At 55.5% G+C, this 19,491-nt stretch carries 20 protein-coding genes; 14 read left to right on the forward strand and 6 right to left on the reverse strand.

Annotated elements, in window-relative coordinates:
- Window positions 1–35: 35 nt before the first annotated feature.
- Window positions 36–1,100 (reverse strand): GHMP kinase, encoded by a 1,065-nt coding sequence (locus tag ACQYWX_RS27050; protein ID WP_216737704.1) that lies wholly within the window; start codon window positions 1,098–1,100, stop codon window positions 36–38.
- Between the two features lie 76 nt (window positions 1,101–1,176).
- Window positions 1,177–1,839 carry an adenylyl-sulfate kinase gene (gene cysC / locus ACQYWX_RS27055; RefSeq protein ID WP_279506036.1) on the reverse strand — a complete coding sequence of 221 codons (663 nt, stop codon included), beginning with the start codon at window positions 1,837–1,839 and terminating at the stop codon, window positions 1,177–1,179.
- Between the two features lie 461 nt (window positions 1,840–2,300).
- On the opposite strand from cysC, the gene ACQYWX_RS27060 reads away from it, so the two are divergent.
- From ACQYWX_RS27060 to ACQYWX_RS27120, 13 genes are all read left to right on the forward strand, one after another.
- Window positions 2,301–2,717, forward strand: coding sequence for a hypothetical protein (locus tag ACQYWX_RS27060; RefSeq protein WP_431687004.1), 417 nt, complete (start codon window positions 2,301–2,303; stop codon window positions 2,715–2,717).
- The gene (locus tag ACQYWX_RS27065; RefSeq protein WP_431687005.1) at window positions 2,714–3,991 is read left to right on the forward strand and encodes a glycosyltransferase family 4 protein; all 1,278 of its coding nucleotides are present in this window, start codon (window positions 2,714–2,716) and stop codon (window positions 3,989–3,991) included. Before ACQYWX_RS27060 ends, ACQYWX_RS27065 begins: the two co-directional genes overlap by 4 nt.
- Before the next feature lie 213 nt (window positions 3,992–4,204).
- Window positions 4,205–4,780: a serine O-acetyltransferase gene (locus tag ACQYWX_RS27070; RefSeq protein WP_216737708.1), complete on the forward strand. Its 576-nt coding sequence runs from the start codon at window positions 4,205–4,207 to the stop codon at window positions 4,778–4,780.
- 10 nt (window positions 4,781–4,790) lie between these two features.
- Window positions 4,791–5,369 carry a metal-dependent hydrolase gene (locus tag ACQYWX_RS27075; RefSeq protein WP_431687006.1) on the forward strand — a complete coding sequence of 193 codons (579 nt, stop codon included), beginning with the start codon at window positions 4,791–4,793 and terminating at the stop codon, window positions 5,367–5,369.
- Window positions 5,366–6,487: an efflux RND transporter periplasmic adaptor subunit gene (locus ACQYWX_RS27080; RefSeq protein WP_431687007.1), complete on the forward strand. Its 1,122-nt coding sequence runs from the start codon at window positions 5,366–5,368 to the stop codon at window positions 6,485–6,487. Before ACQYWX_RS27075 ends, ACQYWX_RS27080 begins: the two co-directional genes overlap by 4 nt.
- A gap of 7 nt (window positions 6,488–6,494) precedes the next feature.
- Window positions 6,495–7,862, forward strand: a complete 1,368-nt coding sequence (locus tag ACQYWX_RS27085; protein WP_431687008.1) for a TolC family protein — start codon at window positions 6,495–6,497, stop codon at window positions 7,860–7,862.
- 3 nt (window positions 7,863–7,865) lie between these two features.
- Window positions 7,866–9,326, forward strand: a complete 1,461-nt coding sequence (locus ACQYWX_RS27090) for a flippase (RefSeq protein ID WP_216737712.1) — start codon at window positions 7,866–7,868, stop codon at window positions 9,324–9,326.
- A 4-nt stretch (window positions 9,327–9,330) separates the two neighbouring features.
- Window positions 9,331–10,587, forward strand: a complete 1,257-nt coding sequence (locus ACQYWX_RS27095) for a tetratricopeptide repeat protein (protein ID WP_431687009.1) — start codon at window positions 9,331–9,333, stop codon at window positions 10,585–10,587.
- A 2-nt stretch (window positions 10,588–10,589) separates the two neighbouring features.
- On the forward strand, window positions 10,590–12,083 hold the full coding sequence (locus ACQYWX_RS27100) for a hypothetical protein (RefSeq protein ID WP_431687010.1): 1,494 nt from the start codon (window positions 10,590–10,592) through the stop codon (window positions 12,081–12,083).
- Complete coding sequence (locus ACQYWX_RS27105; protein WP_431687011.1) at window positions 12,080–13,711, forward strand: glycosyltransferase family 39 protein; 1,632 nt, start codon at window positions 12,080–12,082, stop codon at window positions 13,709–13,711. Before ACQYWX_RS27100 ends, ACQYWX_RS27105 begins: the two co-directional genes overlap by 4 nt.
- Before the next feature lie 20 nt (window positions 13,712–13,731).
- Window positions 13,732–14,493, forward strand: a complete 762-nt coding sequence (locus ACQYWX_RS27110) for a nucleotidyltransferase family protein (RefSeq protein ID WP_431687012.1) — start codon at window positions 13,732–13,734, stop codon at window positions 14,491–14,493.
- Between the two features lie 25 nt (window positions 14,494–14,518).
- On the forward strand, window positions 14,519–15,112 hold the full coding sequence (locus ACQYWX_RS27115) for a D-sedoheptulose-7-phosphate isomerase (protein ID WP_216737716.1): 594 nt from the start codon (window positions 14,519–14,521) through the stop codon (window positions 15,110–15,112).
- A complete protein-coding gene (locus ACQYWX_RS27120; protein ID WP_431687013.1) occupies window positions 15,093–15,803 on the forward strand; it encodes a hypothetical protein in 711 nt (236 codons plus the stop codon). Before ACQYWX_RS27115 ends, ACQYWX_RS27120 begins: the two co-directional genes overlap by 20 nt.
- A gap of 42 nt (window positions 15,804–15,845) precedes the next feature.
- Here the strand turns inward: ACQYWX_RS27120 and ACQYWX_RS27125 are convergent, their stop codons facing one another.
- Entirely contained in the window at window positions 15,846–17,018 is a 1,173-nt protein-coding gene (locus ACQYWX_RS27125) for a beta-galactosidase (protein WP_431687014.1), read from the reverse strand.
- Window positions 17,019–17,097: 79 nt separating this feature from the next.
- Window positions 17,098–17,325 carry a hypothetical protein gene (locus tag ACQYWX_RS27130; RefSeq protein ID WP_431687015.1) on the reverse strand — a complete coding sequence of 76 codons (228 nt, stop codon included), beginning with the start codon at window positions 17,323–17,325 and terminating at the stop codon, window positions 17,098–17,100.
- A gap of 70 nt (window positions 17,326–17,395) precedes the next feature.
- On the opposite strand from ACQYWX_RS27130, the gene ACQYWX_RS27135 reads away from it, so the two are divergent.
- The gene (locus ACQYWX_RS27135) at window positions 17,396–17,836 is read left to right on the forward strand and encodes a hypothetical protein (protein ID WP_431687016.1); all 441 of its coding nucleotides are present in this window, start codon (window positions 17,396–17,398) and stop codon (window positions 17,834–17,836) included.
- A gap of 71 nt (window positions 17,837–17,907) precedes the next feature.
- Here the strand turns inward: ACQYWX_RS27135 and ACQYWX_RS27140 are convergent, their stop codons facing one another.
- The gene (locus ACQYWX_RS27140) at window positions 17,908–18,273 is read right to left on the reverse strand and encodes a hypothetical protein (RefSeq protein ID WP_431687017.1); all 366 of its coding nucleotides are present in this window, start codon (window positions 18,271–18,273) and stop codon (window positions 17,908–17,910) included.
- A gap of 142 nt (window positions 18,274–18,415) precedes the next feature.
- Window positions 18,416–19,411: a D-alanine--D-alanine ligase family protein gene (locus tag ACQYWX_RS27145; RefSeq protein WP_431687018.1), complete on the reverse strand. Its 996-nt coding sequence runs from the start codon at window positions 19,409–19,411 to the stop codon at window positions 18,416–18,418.
- Window positions 19,412–19,491: the final 80 nt, after the last annotated feature.

The following is a 19,491-nucleotide window of genomic DNA, read 5'->3' on the forward strand; positions in this document are numbered from 1 at the left end:
TATTCCATTCCGGCGTTTACTTAACCACCCGTAAATCACGCAGCCAGAAATTTGTCCTTGGTGAACACCGTTTGCGGCGTTCGCAGCTCACGGGAACTACGCCAGGACTGCACGCCAGATAGTTCAAAGTTGAAAGACATCACTTCCACGCCGGCTTTCACCAGCGCTTCCATCACCCGACGTTTACGGGTGGACTCACAATAGAACATCATGAAGCCGCCGCCGCCCGCGCCGCTGACTTTACCGCCCAGGGCGCCGGCTTTAATCGCGTCTTCATAAATCTGGTCGAGTTGACCGTTGGAAATGGTCGCCGCCATTTTCTTCTTCTCTTGCCATGCGTAATCCAGCAGCTTGCCGAACTCATCCGGGCGACCGGTTAGCAGCGCTTTTTTCATTTCCACTGCATGCGCCTTGAGGTTGTGCATGGCGTTCAGGCTCGCCTGGTCGTTGCGCTCTACGTTCTTGACCTGAGACTCGATGATGCGCGAAGACAACCGGTTCTTTCTGGTGTACGCCAGAATCAGGTTGTATTCGAGTTCATGAATAACCCAGGGGTCGATGCGCAACGAGTTGACGATGACGTGGTCTTTCTGGAACTCCATGAAGTTGAAGCCGCCGAAAGCGCTCGCGTACTGATCCTGCATGCCTCCCAGAATCCCCAGATCGCCGCGCTCGATTTCGCAGGCGCGACGGGCGATGTCGTAAGGGCTTAACGCCAGGTTTTTGAGTTCCCGGAAAGCGCCGATCAACGACACCACCATGGCTGACGAAGAGCCCAGACCGGACCCTGGCGGGGCGTCATTGTGGGTGACGATGCGTAAACCGGCGGAACCTTCGTAAAAGCGCTTGATCACGCCTTTGGCCAGATCGCTCTCGCCATTGAATTGAAGGTCCTTGTTGGCTTTGATGCGAGTGATGCTTTCGAAATCCTGCGAGTAGATTTCTATTTGCGGAACTTCCCGCAACTCCAGATGGGTATATGCGTATTTGTTTATGGTGACATTCAGAACATTGCCGCCATATATGTCGGAGTAGCTGGCGATATCGGTGCCGCCTCCGGCGAAGCTGATCCTTAGCGGAGCTTTTGATCGGTAAAACATAAAGTAGTCCTTTCCCTAGTTTTGTAACCTAATCATCTTGAATACGTCCAGTTACAACAAACTGCAGTCCTTGCGCTCAAGAAGCGCGATACAGTGTTGCGTCCCTTTCAACAATAAATTGCTGTGCAATGAGATAACCGATAACCCTCTCCACGCATTCGGACAGGGATACTGCATCAGTATTCAGAGTCAATTCCGGATTGACTGGCGGTTCATAAGGAGAATCAACGCCGGTGAACTTTTCGAGACGACCCGCGCGGGCTTTCTTGTACAAGCCTTTGGGGTCGCGCTGTTCACAAACGTTGAGAGGCGTCGAAACATGGACCTCGACAAATTCGCCGGGCTCCAGCATTTGACGCACCATTTTTCTATCTTCGCGGAAGGGGGAGATGAAAGCGCTCAGAACGATCATGCCGCTGTCGACAAACAGCTTGGCGACTTCGCCTATTCGGCGGATGTTCTCGACCCGGGATTCGTCGGAGAAACCCAGGTCTTTGTTCAGCCCATAACGGACGTTGTCACCGTCCAACAGATAGGTGTGGCGCTGCAAGTCAAACAACTGCGCCTCCACTGCATTGGCGATCGTGGATTTGCCTGCTCCGCTAAGGCCGGTGAACCACAGTAGACAAGGCTTTTGCGTCTTGATGGACGCACGCTGGGATTTACTGATTTTATGCTGATGCCAGACAATGTCGGCGCAGACGTCATTCCCAGACTTTATTGTATATTCCTTAGCCACCGTCGTACTCCTGAAGCCATGTGCGAAACGCAAATCCGCGTTCATTTCCTTATCCGTGGGAGCAATCTCAGCAGAGTAAAGCAGCAGCCCAATGTCCTCAGCGAGGCAAAAAGCATGCCCGAGCAAGGCGCAAAACAGGGAAAAAACGCAGATGACGCTTATATGACAGTCAGAGGAAATCGCGAAGCCGACGGGCGCCGGTTACGACCTGAGCAAATAAAGAGCTGTTTTATCTTCCACTTAAGACCGGTTTAACGATGGCCTACGCGGGAAGAAGTCGAGATAGGAGATCACGACTTTGAGGCTTCGCCTCCGTATAAAACACCGAAAAAAAATGAATTTTTTCTCACGTACCGGAATGAAAACAGCCCGATTTTTACCTCAATTTTTGATTCATTTGAGGGCGCCGATAGAGAAAAAAGGGCAGCCGCTTATGCGCTAGGTGTAAAGAAAATAATAAGATGAATGTCGATTCAGTTTACGCTTTGGCCACTTTCTCTGTTCACTTATTAATCTCTGTAAACATTCCCGATACTTTTAACGACAAACGAAACCGGGAACGTCAATATATTTTACACATTGTTTTTGCACCACTTTTGACCACCCGGTCAGCTTATTCGCGATATCCCGCGCCACTAAAGGGTTTCCGGGCCATAGCCTCTATACATCGGGTATTTCGGCGAGAAAAAGCCGGCGTCAAAAAGGAGAATTTGCGCTCATTTATCGTCATCACCACGGGTTTTCATTTTACAAACCTGTCATCCTGCCCCTCCTCCTTTGGCTCGAATATTGCCTTTTTCGGAGTTAATAGCAGGTTAAACCTGTTTGCTTTTCAGCCAGGATCTACGTCACTTTTAGAAGGAATGCATACAAAGTGAAGCCAGAAAAAAGGAAATTTAAAATCGCCATGGTGGCGGCCTGCCCTTTCCCCGCCAATCATGGATCGCCAGCCTCCATCAGGGAAATGTCGGAAGCGCTGGTGAACCTGGGCAATGAAGTCCATATCGTCACCTACCCTATTAAAGAGGACATTCCCGTTGTCGGGCCGCACATACATCGGGTGCGGGTTCCGGGTTTCAAGAAAAACGCCATACGGGTCGGCCCTTCCCCGGAGAAGTTTCTGTTCAACCCGCTGATGGTGTTCAAGCTCATACGCGTCATCCTCAAATACGATATCGACATTATTCACGCTCACAATTATGAAGGCGTGCTGATAGGCTGGCTGGCCAAACTGATCACGCGCCGGCCGTTGCTGTATAACGCGGTCAACAGCATGACCGACGAGTTGCCTACCTACGACTTCTTCAAAAACAAAGATTTCGCCCGCAAGCTGGCGACTTTTCTGGACAAAACCCTGCCCTTCAAAGGCGACCATGTCACTGCAGTGTCTGATGATCTCAAACACTTTCTGGTGGAGCTGGGCGTGGACGCGGACAAAATCACCGTACTGCCCGCCGGGGTCGTACCGGAGATGTTTGATAACCCCAATCCGGAGCGCATTTACGCCCGCCACCAGTTAAGCAAAGACGACCACTATCTGATTTACACAGGCAGTCTAGACGCCTTTCAGCGAATCGACTACCTGCTGGAGACAATGGCGCGAGTAGCCGCCCGCCGTAATGACGTGAAGCTGTTATTGGTCGGCAATATCTCCAACCCGGAAGCCCACCGCAAATACCAGCGCATGGCGGAGGAACTCGGCATCGCCCATCAGGTGTTGTTCTGTGATCAGGTGCCCCTGGATGAATTACCGGACTATCTGGCAGTCGCCGATGTGGCGGTGATTCCTCGTCCGGAGTGCCCGGGACATCCGGTGAAGGTCTTGAACTACATGTCCGCCGGCGTCGCCATCGCCGGCTTTCGCGGCGGCGCGAAAGGACTGACTCATGAGAGCAATGCGCTGATCGTGGACAACCATGACTGCGACGCGCTCGCCGACGCGGCGATTCATTTATTGGACGACGACGCCAAACGCCAGCGTCTGGGACAAGCCGCCCGTCAGGTCGTAGACAAGTTCTACACCTGGCGGCAATTGGCGCAAGGCATTGAGGTGCTGTACGAACATTTGTATACGGGAGGAGAACGCGCGCCCAAGGAAAAGCTGCGTGAGTTCATTCTGGAGACCTACTCTCCAAACGACGTAAGATCTTGAAGTGTATAAAAGGAATGTAGTGCGGCAAGGGAGCGAACCGTCCTTTTCCAACGTCATTGAAACGCTGGCGCGAATGCGCGGATTCTGGCAATCTGCGCATTCGCCCACATGCAACGGCGAAGCCGGCGTCCGCGTCACGCCGGTGGGGCCTGGCGTCAGCGCCAGCCCAGGGAACAGGCTCTTGCAGCCGATTTATATGGAGGTTAGGTAACCATGGCCGGTTTACTGGCGGCGGATATCCGCAGGAAGCGTTCACACTATGTGCGCATCGACAATTTCGTCAACAAGTACCTGAAAATCACGTTCCAGCTGGGCACGCTCTATCTGTGCTCGTACCGTCTGGGACACTACGCCGCGCGCACGCGCAATCCCTTGTTGAAGCTGGCGGCATGGCTTTTATATTTCCCGACCGAGTTTCTGCTGGGCTCCATTACCGGCATTCGCATTCCTCCCCGGGTCGCTATCGGCCCCGGTCTGGTCATCCATAATTTCTCCGGCGTTTTTATAGACGCAGAAATTGTAGGCGAAGACTGCACCGTCAACCAATGCGTCACCGTCGGCCCGGACTATCAACGCAAAGGCCGTCCCCGACTGGGCGACAATGTCTTTATCGGCTCTGGCGCCAAGATTCTGGGAGACATCACCATCGGCGACAATGTGGTAGTCGCCTCCAACGCGCTGGTGATCGACTCAGTTCCGGATAACTGTACTGTCGTCGGCGCGCCAGCCCGGATCGTTTCGCGCAACAACACCAGCAGTTATCTGAAGTTCAAGCAGCCCAAGAGTTGACGGCGTACTTATGGCGACCACTGTGGCCCACGCACTTTGCGGTATCGACTGTCTCCTGGCGGCCCATGCGCTGCGCGGCGGCGCGCCTATGCCCGGAGCCGCCGCGCTGGCGTTTTTCGCTCTGCTCGGCAATGCGCCGGATCTGGATATGCTCTTCGGATATGTCGTCAGCGGCGACCATCTTGCTTATCACAGTCGCGCATCTCACGCGCCCGCGACGTTACTGGCTGTAGCCGCCTTATTGGCGTGGCCGCGCTGGAGACTGCTGGCGCTCTGGCCTGGCTACACGCAACGCTTCGCAGTGATCGCCTGCGCCCTGCTCAGCCACACCTTGCTGGACTTTTTCACCGGCCCGCAACGGGGGCTGCACAGCAGCTTTGGCGCCCCCCTGCTTTGGCCGTTAAGCGATGCGCGGATCTCCGCGCCGTTCACTTTATTGATTGGACCTCACCACGACACCCTGGCCCGCTTTATCGGCTGGCGCAATGTGTGGGCGGTGGCGTCCGAGTTATTGCTGTTCGCGCCGCTCACCTGGTTGCTTTGGCGCCAGGCGCGCGGGGCCCGCAACACCATAGAAGGATTCAAATGACTGGACGCATGCTGAACATCATGAAGCGCAATTTCGTATTTTCCATCTTCATCGTGGCGATCGTCGGATTGATCGGCTTCCTGCTGCTGTCCGCCAAAAAGCATATGGAAATCACCAACACGGAAATCGCCCGCAATGTGGGGAACGCCGCGCCAGTGGAGCTGCATAAGGTCGGCGCAGGCGACGTCACCTCCCGCTTCGCCGCCACCGCCGTCGCCACGGAAGGGGTTTCCGTCGCGATACGTCCGCAAATCGAAGGCGCTATCAGGGCGCAGCCGGTCAAACTGGGCGATCTGGTAGTCGAGGGCCAGGAGCTGTTCCGGCTGGACGACACGCTCTATAAATCCAATTACACCCTGGCGAAATCCCTGGTGGAAAACCGCAAAACCTTGCTGGACTACTACAGCGCCAACCTCAGTGAAATGAAGAGTCTGCTGGAAGGCGAATATGTTTCTCAGGAGCAGTATAAAACCGCGTTTCTCAACTTCACCCAGTCGCAAAGCAGCCTCGCCGAAGCCACTCACCAGTTGAACAACGCCAGCCAGGAGCTTAAGCAAACGCAAGTGGCCTCGCCGATCTCCGGCGTCGTCAGCGAAGTGAAGAGTTTTCCCGGCGTCTATATCAAGAAAGGCGAGGAAGCGCTGGTCATCAATTCCATCGACCCGATTCTGTTCAAGATTCTGCTGCCGGAAAAAGAACTGGGCAATTTCTCACTGGGCAAAGCCGTGGATATCCGTCTGTCGGCATTCACCAGCACCACCCTGCACGGAACAATCTATCGGGTGGACCCCGAATTGGATGAAAGCCAGGGCGCCGCCCGGGTCTATGTGCAGGCGCCCAATCCCGAGCTGATCGTGAAGCCCGGCATGACTGGCACGGTGTATCTGGAGCAGAACAAAAACACCGTGCGCATTCCTTCCATCGCCCTGATCAATCGCTTTGACGACGACGCGGTGGTGTTTCGGGTCAGCGAGTCCGGAGCCGCGGAATTGACCCCGGTGAAAGTAGGCATCTCCGGCGACGGCTATGTGGAAATCATTGAAGGTCTGCATGTGGGAGATGAAATCGTGGTGGCGGGACAGCAGAGTCTTAAAGCCGGAGATAAGGTAAAAGGATAAGGAATTCATGATGTCAGCCAGGTTGTCGCTATCACTCGCCGCAGGCGTCTGCATGACGTTGAGTGCGGGAGTTTGTCATGGCTTTGAAGACCGCCCCGAGTTTAAGGCCCTGTTGAGTAAAATGTGCCGCACCAGCCCGCAATTGCAGGTGCAACGTCTGGAAATCGCCTCTTTGCGCAAAGAGTTTGAATACACATCCGGACAGGCATGGTATCCAGAAGTGACTCTAAGCGCAGGGCCGCAGTACTACGAAGGCGAATCCGTGGGGAACTTCGCCTTCGAGCAGAATCAGAGCGCCTTCATCGACTCAGACAATGAAACCTCCGTCAGCGGACGCCGCACCGGGTTTGTGAATCAGGCCAAGGTGGCGCTGGACGCGCCAATCTATCGCAATAGCCGCTGGGTGGGACAGGAAACCGACGACGCCGCGATTCTGCGGCAGCGCATCGAGTATGAAACCGCCAAGCATCAGAAGCTATTTCAGGAAAGCCTGCTGGAACTGGTGGAAGTGCTGGTCTCACTGCAACAGGCGCAACAACAGGAAATTCTGCTACGGGAACTGCTGACGGACGCCCAGTCGCAACTGGACATCGCGCGCAATGCCGCCCGGGCCCGCCTGATTGAACGCTCAGATCTGCTGGAAGCGGAAGGCGCCGTCGCTGAACTGGAAGGCGAGCTGCAACAAACCGCGAATAACCGTGACTATCTGAGCCAGAAGTTCGCATTCCTGGCGCAAACCGCCGACGCCATGCCGACGCCGGACTTCAAACTGGAATCCCTGCCCCCCGCCGGGGACCTGGAGCCCCTCGTCAATGCGGCGGAGAACAGCAGCATCGACGTCATCCTGCAGCAAACCCAACTCGCCATCGCCCGTCGCCAGTACGATCAGGCGCGCCATGATAACGGCGTGGCGTTCGGCTTGAGCGGTTCCGTCCGCGGGGTGGCGGACGAGGACTTTAGCGAGAGCAAGCATCTCACCACAGTGGGAGTCAGTCTTGAGGTGAAGCTGCAAGACACCCTGCGCGCCAGCGGCAAATCCCGCTATTGGGCGCTGCAGGTGGAAAAAGAACAGAGGCAGTTGGATCTGATCAGGGCGAATCAACGCATCGTCACCCTGCAAAATTATCGGGACTATCAACAGCAGTTACTGACCCTGAAAAACTCGCTCAGCGCCCTGGATCGCGCCAGATCCGAACTGGAAAAGAACCAAGAGCTGTTTCGACTGGGCAAGGTGGGCGTCAGTGAGGTAATCGAATCCCGTTCCGATATCCGACAAATTGAGCTGGGCAAATTGGACGCCTACGCCAAGCTGTGGCTGCTGCAATTCCGGCTGACGCCGGGCGCGCGATGGTCCTGCTCCGTAGAGGGAGATTAATCAATGTCTTCGAATAAGAAGATTTTCCGCAATATCATCGCCACCCTGCTCGGCGAGGGCGTGGGCGCGCTGCTCAACATCTACGTCATCGTCTTGATCGCCCGCACTCTGGGTCCGGAATCCTTCGGCGACTTCGCCTTCATTCTGGCGTTTGTCGGCCTGTTGCAGCTGGTCACCGACATGGGCGTCACCAATCTGTTGGTGCGGGAAATCGCGCAGAAGGCGGAGCAATACAAGCATTTCTTCGGCAACGTGCGCCTGCTGGCCTGGGCGGTCACCCTGGTGGCCACCGCGCCTACCGCCGTTGTCTGTCTATTGATTCTGGAGGACCGCGACTTCGGAATGAGTCTGTTCATTATGACGGTCGCCGCGTTGATCGTGTTTCACAGCGTGATCTATGGCGCGCTGTTTCGCGCCTTCGAGCGCATGGAATTCAACGCCGCCATTTTCGTCATCCACAAAGTGATTCTGTTGGCGCTCACCCTGTATTGGCGCGACCACGATCCCAGCATTCTGGCGCTGTGCGGTTACTATTTGCTGGCGAATGTCTGTCAGTTCCTGCTGTTTTACGCTTGCAGCCTGGCGGTTTTCAAACGCATTCCCTGGCGCTTTGATCCCGGTCTGTGGAAATACGTGCTGTTCGAGTCCGTTCCCATCGGTTTATCCATGATGTGTCGTCGCGCCACCCTGCATGTGGACACGCTTATCCTGAAAGCCATGGCGGCGCCACTCGCCCTGGGGTTGTTCAACGCCGCCTATCGGGTGATACAGATCATCGAAATGCTGCCGTTCACGTTGTCTATTCCGATCTATCCCAAACTGGCCCGCCTGGCGCTTGGCGATAAAGCGGAATTCAGTCGTTTTCTCAATCAGGTGTTGAAGTTTTACGCCATTCTGTCGCTGCCCATCGTGGCGTATGTGTTCGTCTTCGCCGAGGACATTATTGGGTTGATGTATACGCCGGAATTCGCCTCCTCCGCCAATATTCTGCAAGCGCTGGCGGTGGCGATCTTCTTTATCTTCCCCTCCTCCATCATGATTTACGTATATTCAGCCATGGGACGGCAGCGCCTGTTCACGCTGATCTCCCTCGCCACCCTGGCCACCAACGCTATCCTGGATATTTTGCTGATTCCACATCTGCACGCTTTTGGCGCCGCAGTGGGTACAGTGACAGCGGAAGCTTTATTTATCGCCGGATCGCTCTGGTTCCTGTATCGCCAGTCTGTGCCCGTGCAATGGGTGCGCATGTCTTACAAGCCGTTGCTGGCGGCGCTGCTGGCGGGCTACGCGGTGAACGCGGCTTTTGCGTCCCCGGGTCTGCTGCAGTTTATCCTGGCGTCCTTGCTGTTCGCTGTCGCCTATCTGATTCTGATTCTGGTCAGCAAAACGCTGGATCAGCGCGAGCTGGCTTTCCTGGCGGCGCTGATCAAGCGTCGTCCCGTCGGCAAAGGGGTGCAATAAGTCCATGAAGATGCTGGCGGGGATACAGGCAAGTCTGATTCTGGCGATGCTGGGCGCGTTCCTTGCTCCCTGGATCAACCTGCCCTTCGCCGGCGGCGAGTCTGGCGTCCAGTACGCCGCGTCGATGGCGCTGTCTCATCCTGACATGCTGGGCCCCGCCTTATTGCTTTTGATCGCCGCACCATTGCTGGCGATCAGCGTCCATTTCAACAAGCCGAATCTTGCTTTGGTGAGCGCCGCCTTCGCCCTCGCGTTCCTGGCGTGCGTTCCCGGATATCTCGTCGCCCTCGACCCCCATACATTGCCGACCTACGCCGACAATATTGAGGATTACCGCACGTTGAAGCGGTTCTTCAATTCCTTCTTCACGCCCAATAAAGGCCAGGCCATCGCACTCCCCGACACCGCCAACTTTGATTCATTGGGCGGTCGTCTGGAGCTGGCGTTTCTGTGTCTGGAATGGGGTTGGTATATCGCCACGGGCGCCGCCGCCATTCTTTTCATGATGACGTTGTCCAAAGCGCGCCTGCGCTTTTATCCCATTGCGCTACTCATTCTGATCACCCCGCTGGCGCTGACGCTCTACCCGACCCTGCAAGCGGCCAAATACAAACAGGATGCACAATGGCGGTTGACTGAGGGGGCGCCGGCGTCCGCTTTTGGCTCCATGGTCATCGCCTTCAAGCTCGACCCACTGCTGACTTACTCCGAGCAGGCCAGCCGGCTTTTCTCACAATTGAACGCGATGGTGTTCAAACCGGAAAACCCCGCCGCCGCGCTCTATCAGTCGGCGCAGTTGGAGACCGCAGGCAAGCGCCAAGAGGCGCTGGACACACTGCATGCCGCTCTGCAACACCGGCGCGAAGACGAGTTTTTTCCTTATGTGGCGCACCACACCAAGCGCCGGCTCGCCATCCTGACTGACCGGGTCATCAGCCGCAATTACCGTCACGAGCAATGGGATGAGGCCTTGCTGGCGTTGCAGGAAATGCTGCGGGTCTATCCAGAAAGCGACACTCTGCGGGCGATGGCCAGTCTCGCCTATATCCGCCAGGGCGTGCCGGAAAGCTGTCTGTCCAGCGTTTCCGCCTCGCTCGAGCGAATTCAAGGCTCCAGCCTGCGCGCCGACTTGCTGGCGACTCAGGGAGAATGCCTGATGATGATGGGGAAAGTGGATCAGGCGCGGGAGTCATTCCAGCTTTCCATTGATGCGGACAGCGTGCGCAATCTGCGCGCCGTGCGCGGACTTAGCGGGTCATGACTATGCTGTGGCGAAGCGCGCGACATGGACTGCAGGCGAGCCGCAAAATCTTTCCGGCGTTGCTGGCTTTCTCTCTGTTGCTGGGACTGATGACCACCTACGCACTGGAGTTGAAGAATCAGCAAGGCGTGCGCTTGAACTGGGACGGAGCCCAGTGGATCACTGCGCCAGACGCCCGCGCCGTCAGCTATTTCCGCAAAATATTCATCGTGCGCGCAGCGCCCTATAAAGCCTTCTTGAAGCTCACAGGCACAGAGAATTACAAGCTCTATATCAACGGCGTGGAAGTTGCCGTGAAATCCGCCGCCACCTCTGAGCCCATCTGGCTCGGCGCAGTGGAGTCGTACTTACGCCCCGGTAAAAACGTCATCGCCGTTCGGGTGGAAAAATCCACCCTCGGCGGCGCGCCAGCGATGATTCTTTCCCTTCGGGTCCAGGACAGCCTGGGACAGGAACAGCGCCTTGTCAGCGATAACGCCTGGAAGGCGTCCTTCACCCCCGCCAATGGCGGCGCCGACGCCCGGATTTGGTATCAATACGGGTTTTATGACGAGGACTGGCTGGCGCCGCAGTTAGCCAATGGGTTAAAGCCGCCTGCGATTAGCGGCAATGTGGATTACGGCTATTTTCTGTGGAGCCGCACCAGCGCGCTGCAGCCAGTCTGGCGCAGCGGCGCTGGCGACAAAGCGTCGGAAGCTCGTTTTGTGCTGACCTTGCCCTTCTCCCGCACCGCGCTGCAAAACGCCTGGTTGATGGCGCAATGCAACGGCTCCTTCAAGGTTAACGTCAATCAACGCCGCCTGGGCGACTACGCCAGCGATTATCCGCAAATCAAAGTCATTAACTTGTTTCAACCACTGGGCGCTGAGCCCGCCAACCAGATTGAAGTGTTCGCGGATTGCGACCCGGCCCTGGGTATGGGCTTGCAGGCTGTCGTACAGACCGGGGAAGATCGCTTCATCAGTTTTCCCGGCATAGATTGGCGCGTCAGTCCGGTCAGCGCCACGGATGTGCCGGCGCAGTACGAGCGCCCCGCTTATACGCCACATATCCGTCAGGTAGCGACGGAATCAGTGGAAAGCGCGCCAATTCGTTTCGAAGACCCCAGCCTGGAGGTCATGCGGCAAGTCAGTTACCCCGAATTGATTTTGCGCGCGTTGAAATGGTGTGCAATCTGGTTGCTGCTCAACGTTCTTACCAGCGCAGGACTGTTGTTGGCGCTGGCAGGTCTGCCCCGTCTTGTCGCGGCGATCAATCTGCTGCTGACTTCTCTTACCTGCTTCGGCGCTTTGCTGTGCGCCCTCGCCCTGGATGCGCGCCTGCTTACTACCAGCCTGTTTAATCTGGGTGTCGTCACCGCCTTGTTCGGCGCTGCGCTCCTGGCCCAAGCCCTGTCCGCGCTGCAGTTGCGCTCGTCACGCTTTGCAATCGGACGCGAGAGTTGCGCAACCGCCTATGTCGGCGGAGCCACCAAAGTTTTGGAGGAAAGCTTATGAACAGCCGCGCCGAGTCGCCATGGGTGAAATGGCCGCTGATGCGCGCCAAGGCTAATTCCTTTCCAGTGATCATGCTGATCGCCACCGCGCTGATTGCTCTCTCTTTCAGTCTGCGCGTCGGCGGCCTGGAGGCGCGCGCGCTCACTATCGACGAAGCCACTATCGCCAGTTTTGTAGAGGGCGTGTTGGATAAGGGCTATCCCTATATCTACGTCAGCACCATGGAAGTGCCCTTGGCCACCTACGAACTGGTGCCTTACTTTTTGGCGCTATCGGTCAAGTTGGGCGGCTTTTCCGAATTCACTTTACGCCTGCCGGCGCTGCTATTCTCCACTGGCGTATTGAGCCTGATTTTCTGGATCAGCCTGCGCCGCTTTGGCTTGGCGGCGGCGATGATCGCCGGGCTCTTATATAGCCTTTCAACCTGGTCTATCTACTGGTCGCAGAACGCATTTCACCCGGCGCAGACGCAGTTCTTCACTCTGCTCACCGCCACGGCGGTCTACCATCTGTTGCAGCAGGAAAAGGTTCGACTGCGATTCGCGTTGCTGGTCTGGGCGCTATTCACAGTGACTTATTTGAGCTGGGAAGGCTCCGGGTTTCTGCTTCCGGTGATGGGCGTCATCGTGCTTATCTTTAAACGGGATAATCTGGCCTGGATCTTCCAGCGCAATCTCTGGGTGATGTATCTACTGGTGATATTAACGCTGGTCGCCCAAGGCGTGCGCCGGGTAGTGCTTCAACAGCCGCACCTCATGCTGGGCTCCGGCAAAGGCGATGTCAGCCTGCCGCAGCTGGGCTTCCTGAAAGACAGTTGGGAGCCAGGGTTTTACTTCATCAACTTCTTTGGCATGGAAACCCATCTCATCACCGGCGCTGTTTTCCTGCTCGGCGCCTATTACGCCTGGAAGCGTCCGACACTGCGCTTTTATTATCTGGTGTTCCTCATCACGCTGCTGTGCCTCAGCAACTTTTTGCTATTCTACAACGCCCACTATGTGTTTTTTATCTACCCGTTTTTCATCATCAGCGTCGGCGCCATCCTGACATTTCTGATTGAGGACGTAACACGTCTTACCGCCAGGGTTAGAGCCCCAGCGGCGACAGTGGTCGCCAGCTTCAATCTGGCGGCGCTCTTATTGATGGCGGTGATGTCGATGAACTCCAACCTGATCCATTTTTATAGCATCGGCAACCTGGGACACCTGGGTTTTCGCTCGGATTACCGGGACGGCTTCGCCGGCGTGGACTACCGCAAGGTGTCCGCCACGTTGAAACAGGGCTATCGGGAAGGCGATAAAGTCATCAGCATGGCGCCGATGCCAACCAAGCTGTATTCCGGCATTACGCCGGATTATTTCCTGCAGACCATTACCGATCGCAAGATCGTCTACGACCGTAACCTGGACTCGCCTTTCTATCGGGACAAATTCCTGGGCACGGTGGTGCTTCGCAGCGACAGGGAGCTACAGGACGTACTGAACCAGAATAATCGTGTCTGGTTGGTGGCCTCCCCCTGGAATGCGATGACGCTGGTCATCGACGCGGACACCTTGCAATTCGTCCAACGCAGCATGCGCGTGGTGGATGAGAGTTACGACGCCAGACTCTTTTTATGGCAGAAATAAACAAGGGGAATGAAATGAACATGGAAGCCAGAGCAACGCATGTACGTTGCATCATTCTTGCCGGCGGTAAAGGCGCCCGGCTGCGCTCGCGGGTTGCGGATCTGCCCAAACCCATGGCGCCGGTGGCTGATCGCCCGTTTCTGGAGCTGCTGCTGGAGCAGCTGGAGTGTCAGAATATCCACGATATCGTGCTGTCTCTCGGCTATAAAAGTGAGCACATCGTCCGCTATTTTGAGGAGCGTCCCCGCGCCACCCAGCGCCTGAATTTCGTAATTGAAGACGCGCCCATGGGCACAGGCGGCGCTATTCGCATGGCGGCGGAGCAACATCCCGCACCCTATTATCTGGTGCTCAATGGCGACAGTTTCTGCGACACCGATTTGCAGGACTTTATTTCCTCCGTCTATCGCAGCGAGTTCACCAACGGCATGCTCGCCGCGCTGCAACCCGACTGCTCTCGCTATGGCAAGCTCACCGTGCACAAACACAGCGGCAAAGTGATCATGATTGAGGAGAAAAAGCCGAACGCCGGCCCTGGCCTGATCAATGCCGGCGTCTATTTCCTCAGCGCTGAGTTCCTGCATAAACACTGTCCGCAACAAGGCGCGTTTTCCTTCGAACAAACCGCCTTTCCGGCGCTGGTGGGCGGAGGGTTATACGCCTACACCAAAGCTGGCCCCTTTATCGATATCGGTATACCCGAAGACTACGACTTCTTATGCGCCCACACAGAGCAGTTCTTTCCCCAGCGGGAAGCAACCCTTTCGGCGCTCAGTGACTGAGCCCGGACAACCAGGAGGATGACCAATGAACATTGACATGGACTATGTAAAAGAACGCATCAGAGATTCGATTGCAGTCAAACAACGCCTGCTCGCGGACGAGCCATTGATGGAGAAAGTGCTCCGTCTGGGTCAAGTCTGCGTGGAGGTTTATAAAAGGGGCAACAAGGTTATCCTGGCGGGAAATGGCGGCAGCGCGGCGGACGCGCAGCATATCGCGGCGGAGTTCGTCAGCCGCTTTGAATTCGATCGCCCTGGACTTCCCGCACTCGCCGTGACGACGGATACGTCCATGCTCACGGCCATCGGCAATGATTACGGCTACGAGCGGGTTTTCGCACGCCAGGTGGAGGCCAACGCCAAACCCGGCGACCTGTTCATCGGCATCACTACATCCGGTAATTCCAAGAACATATTGGTCGCTCTGGAAAGCGCCAAAGAAATGGACCTGATCACCGCCGCCTTCGCCGGCTCCGGCGGCAAAGTGCAGGAGCTGGCGGAGCACGTCATCAACGTCCCCTCCACGCATACGCCAAGAATTCAGGAATGCCACATCATGATCGGACACATTATCTGCGGTATCGTGGAAGACGCGATTTTTGGCGAAGCCGCCGCCTGAACTGGAACTCACCACCACTGACAAGGACACGATTATGTTGGACATACCGCAACTCCTCTCCCGAGTGAAGCTGTTCCGAAAAAAGGCCGCAGTGCGCTGCGCCATGTGCTCAATGGGCGGTGTGGGCTCCACCGCCCTGGCGCGCCATATCGGCTCCATCTCCGATAAAACCATCCGCGAACACGCCTATACGCCCGCCGTGTATGACGATGAGGTCGATATCCGACTCGGTTACATGTTCGGCAATCCTTACGATGCGGTGCTCTCACTGTTTCGTCGCAATTATCAGGACATGCACGCAAAAGCCATGAACGTGAACAGCCCCACTCCGGCGCGTTCGCTACGCGGCATGACGCTGGAGGAGTATTTGGAGAGAGGCGTGGATGAGTTCAATATCGAGCGCCAGTTTGATAACTGGGTCAGTAATCTTTCTCCCAAACACCCGACCATCCTGATCAAGTACGAGAGCCTGGGATCGACCATCGATAAGGTGCTGGAGTTTTTCCAGTGTGAAGAGCCGTTCGAATTGAAACGTCGCAACTCTTCCTGGGTGGATCAGCCTTCACGCATCATTGAAGGACTGCAGCTGATTTACGGCGATGTGGCCGCCAAGATAGACGCCATGCCGCCACTGAAAATACTGCTGCCGGAAAGCGTTCACACCCATACTCTGAACGCCGTCACCAGCTAATTCCATTGCAGCTCCCGGAGGCTCAGCCTCCGGGTTGGCCGCTTACTTGATCGCATTGTTGACACTGGTGTGAAAACCGCCCATTTGAGGCGATATATCCGTATTCAATAAGTCCTGATTCCAGACTTCGATATAGTAAATGCCCGATTGCAGCGCTAACTGGATGGCGTCGAGCAAATCTTCCCGGGTAATTTCGTTATAAGCCCGGGTGGAAGCCGTGCCGACCAGTTGCACGCCAGCAAAGCTGGACGCTGCGCCGGACAACAGCAGGCTATACATTTCCGGGTACGCCACCTCCGCATTGCGACGACTCCACCAAGCTCCGAATACGCCAAAGCGCGCCCCAATAGAAGCTTGCCCATAGGCGACAACCTGCTCCGCCACCGTCGGCGAACCCAGTACCGGATGCACGTCCAGATCCATGCGGGTGTCGTCAAAGGCCTGGTTGTATGCATCCAGAATTCGCTTCCATGAATTCACTAACGCAGACTCGCTGTATCCTTTTGCGTAGAAGTCCGCCTCCGCCTGAGCGTCAAAAAAGTACTGCATTTCAAAGCCATTGGTGGTGGAGTTGGTCATATGCACCAACTGCAATGCCTGCTCGCCGCTATAGCGAGCGCCCAAGGCCGCAATAAAGTTTGTCAGGTAACGCAGATAGGTTTCATCCCAGGGAATCGGCAGACGCCGGGGAATGTCTCCGCGAAAGATGTAATCCAGCATGTCCGCGCCTTCGGATTCCAACCAGGCCGGCGCGGCATATCCATTCAGCAGCGCGAAGGTGACATGCAGCCCCTGCGCCTTGGCTTTAACCAACTGCTGATCCAGCAATGACCAGTCATAGACGCCGGGAGACGGCTCCATTTCCGCCCAGGGAATACGCACCAATACACCATCCAGATAAGCCGCTTCTTCGATATTGTTAAACACTGAAGAGGAGGTGCTGGTAGTGGGCCCGCAACTGCAATAGATACCGGCAAGTTCGTAGGTTTTAGGTGACTCAGGCTCATCAGGATCGTCGACGATGTCGTCCTGACCGGCATCGCTATCTCCATTGCCTGTGGGCTCCAGATCATCTGGATCAATGCTGGTCGAAGGATCGCTTTGGGTATCTACAATCTCTCGATTTGAGTCGGAGCCGTTATCTGTACTTCCGCCACCGCCGCCACAGGCATATAGAGTCAAAAATAGAGTCGCTAATAATAATCTAGCCGCCATGAGGCCTGTTCGCATCAGAACAACAGACCACGGATAAGTTCGCAACAACATAGTTCATCCCATCACTTCAGCGCCGGATCTACCGGCAAACATGCAATCCATCGCCCGCAACTGCCTGAACACGGACATTTGGCGAGGGCATCATATAAGGATGAAACTGATCAAAAAAGAAACGGTTTGTAAAAACGAGGGGTATAGCGGCGGCTGTAACCATATTCCAACAAACCGCAATAAATTCATCAGGATATGTTGCAACGAGTGAGTCACAGTCTTCTTTTATAAAGATATGCAACGCTAAAATAGCCAATTGAAAGTATGCCTGTCGTCCAGCAACAACGATGCGCAGGAAGCCTCAAACCACACCAAGGGAAGACAATATGAAAAGCATAGTAAAGCTGGCGCTGGCCATCGCCTTGAACGCCAGCATTCTGGGTTGCGCCACATACTCTCAACCTGTTCGCTTCTATGACGCATCCTCTTGTGAGTATCGAATCACCAGTCTGCGGCAAGACATCCATACCTGTTACGGGGAAGCATTTCCGATTGAGTATGCGGTATTGGTCGCAGCGCAAAGCGACAGTCAGATTTTTCGTGAGCAGTTGAAAACGTTGGCGGGCTTTGACTGGGAAAATGAGCGCGCCATCCTCATTACCGCGCTAGCCGATAAAGCCAATAACGATGGCTATCACACTGATGTGAAAACGGCTCAGGATGTATTGGCGGGTCGCCCTTTCATGATTCAACTGTATTCTCATGAGGGAGACTTATTGGCGGAGTCCAATGAGCCAGTGAATTTACGTTGGATTCAGGCACATTAGAGGTAGGGGAGCTTTACAGGGGTCAGCGAAGCGCCAGACTGCACCGCTTCGCCTTGGGGTCTCGAATCGACTTACCAGGGATAAGCCGCTTCTTTCACTTCCGGGGTGGGTGAAGAAGTGACTTTCAGCGCCAGCGTCAATTTCGCCGGGGCGCCGCCTTCAAGCACAATCTTACCTTCTGAGAAAGCCTCGTCATCTTTACCCCGTTTGCCGATGAGGACTTCTTCAGCGCCATTTTTGGAGGCATGATAAAGCGCTTCTTCCATATCGATCTGAAAGACTCTACCCAGAATCGTACGCGTCCCTCTCGCTCTTTCCCAGACTTCCAGACACGGCGAAGGCTTACCATTTTTAGAGCCTTCCTTAGTGATCAATTCAACTTGATATTCCGTGCCGGTCTCAAAGTCCTTTTTTGCGATATCCAAAATTGTAGTCATATCCTACTCCCTTGTTTCTGCCGTTAATTTTTCTAATCAGACCGTCGTACCTTGACGGCCTGTCTTCAGCATTATGACACACTATAACGATAGATTTGGCCGCATGCTCCCCACCTGGATTCGCCACAGTTTCGCTAAGTGCTCAACGCACGGCGCCGCGGCAGATTCGCTCCAGTAGCTCGGGAAACTCAATACCGGCGGCCTTCGCCGCTTGCGGCAATAGACTATTCGCCGTCATCCCTGGCAAGGAGTTCCCTTCCAGGCACCACACTGCGCCGTTATCTTCGACACGAAAGTCGATCCGGCTGTACACGCCCAGCTTCAGCGCCGCATGAGCACGTAATGCAATTTCCTGCATGACGACGGCGTCAGCCTCGGCAATATCCGCAGGGAATATTTCACGGGCGCCGCCCGCCTGATATTTTGCCTGGTAATCGAAAATCTCTTTAGGAGCGATAATCTCGCCAACTGGCAACGCCTGTCCTTCCAATATTCCGACCGTAAATTCTCGTCCAGGGACAAACTTCTCGATCATCACTTCATCGTCGTATTCACTTGCAAGCGCTATCGCCCGCGCCAGTTCAGACGCTTCGCGCACCACACTTAAGCCAACGGTGGAACCTTGTTTGCTGGGCTTGACCACCACTGGCCAGCCTAACTTTTCTGCAACCTCATCACTGCTTGCCGGCGCCATCAGCCAATCCGGCGTGGGTACGCCCGCGGCCCGAAATAGACGCTTACTCAGGTCCTTGTCCATGGCCACCGCGCTCGCAATATGATTGCTGCCGGTATAGGCAAGTCCCGCCAGGTTCAGCATCGCCTGAATCCGACCGTCTTCTCCGGGGCCGCCATGCAACGCAAGAAAAACGACATCAACGTCACGGATATTGAAAGCCTCCGCCGACAAGGCAATGGCTCGCCCCCTCACATCGGCAATTACAGAAGTCGACGGCGGCTCTGGCCCCACACCAGCTTGCAAAAGACGCGCTTCGTCTGCTGCAGACAGCTGCCCAGTAGCCGTATCCACAGAAAACACTTCATGCCCCAGACTACGCAGCGCCGGAATAATTTGCGCGGCGCTGGCGATTGAGACATCCCGTTCCTCACTCGTGCCGCCGAATAATACTGCGATTTTCATGGCCCAAATTCTCCTCACCCCAAACGTAAAAACAAAAAAGCCCCAAAATAATGGGGCTTTCAAGTCAGGCTGTCACAGCT

The sequence above is a fragment of the Hahella sp. NBU794 genome (genome assembly GCF_050749805.1).
Classification (GTDB): Bacteria; Pseudomonadota; Gammaproteobacteria; order Pseudomonadales; family Oleiphilaceae; genus Hahella.

Bases quoted from the DNA above. Each gene is read 5' to 3' on its own strand.
- ACQYWX_RS27135 (WP_431687016.1), top strand. From the start codon at position 17,396: ATGAAAAGCATAGTAAAGCTGGCGCTGGCCATCGCCTTGAACGCCAGC.
- ACQYWX_RS27100 (WP_431687010.1), top strand. From the start codon at position 10,590: ATGCTGTGGCGAAGCGCGCGACATGGACTGCAGGCGAGCCGCAAAATC.
- ACQYWX_RS27090 (WP_216737712.1), top strand. From the start codon at position 7,866: ATGTCTTCGAATAAGAAGATTTTCCGCAATATCATCGCCACCCTGCTC.
- ACQYWX_RS27050 (WP_216737704.1), bottom strand. From the start codon at position 1,100: ATGTTTTACCGATCAAAAGCTCCGCTAAGGATCAGCTTCGCCGGAGGC.
- ACQYWX_RS27060 (WP_431687004.1), top strand. From the start codon at position 2,301: ATGAATGTCGATTCAGTTTACGCTTTGGCCACTTTCTCTGTTCACTTA.
- ACQYWX_RS27080 (WP_431687007.1), top strand. From the start codon at position 5,366: ATGACTGGACGCATGCTGAACATCATGAAGCGCAATTTCGTATTTTCC.
- ACQYWX_RS27105 (WP_431687011.1), top strand. From the start codon at position 12,080: ATGAACAGCCGCGCCGAGTCGCCATGGGTGAAATGGCCGCTGATGCGC.
- ACQYWX_RS27095 (WP_431687009.1), top strand. From the start codon at position 9,331: ATGAAGATGCTGGCGGGGATACAGGCAAGTCTGATTCTGGCGATGCTG.
- ACQYWX_RS27140 (WP_431687017.1), bottom strand. From the start codon at position 18,273: ATGACTACAATTTTGGATATCGCAAAAAAGGACTTTGAGACCGGCACG.
- ACQYWX_RS27070 (WP_216737708.1), top strand. From the start codon at position 4,205: ATGGCCGGTTTACTGGCGGCGGATATCCGCAGGAAGCGTTCACACTAT.
- ACQYWX_RS27085 (WP_431687008.1), top strand. From the start codon at position 6,495: ATGATGTCAGCCAGGTTGTCGCTATCACTCGCCGCAGGCGTCTGCATG.
- ACQYWX_RS27125 (WP_431687014.1), bottom strand. From the start codon at position 17,018: ATGGCGGCTAGATTATTATTAGCGACTCTATTTTTGACTCTATATGCC.
- ACQYWX_RS27110 (WP_431687012.1), top strand. From the start codon at position 13,732: ATGGAAGCCAGAGCAACGCATGTACGTTGCATCATTCTTGCCGGCGGT.
- ACQYWX_RS27145 (WP_431687018.1), bottom strand. From the start codon at position 19,411: ATGAAAATCGCAGTATTATTCGGCGGCACGAGTGAGGAACGGGATGTC.
- ACQYWX_RS27075 (WP_431687006.1), top strand. From the start codon at position 4,791: ATGGCGACCACTGTGGCCCACGCACTTTGCGGTATCGACTGTCTCCTG.
- ACQYWX_RS27115 (WP_216737716.1), top strand. From the start codon at position 14,519: ATGAACATTGACATGGACTATGTAAAAGAACGCATCAGAGATTCGATT.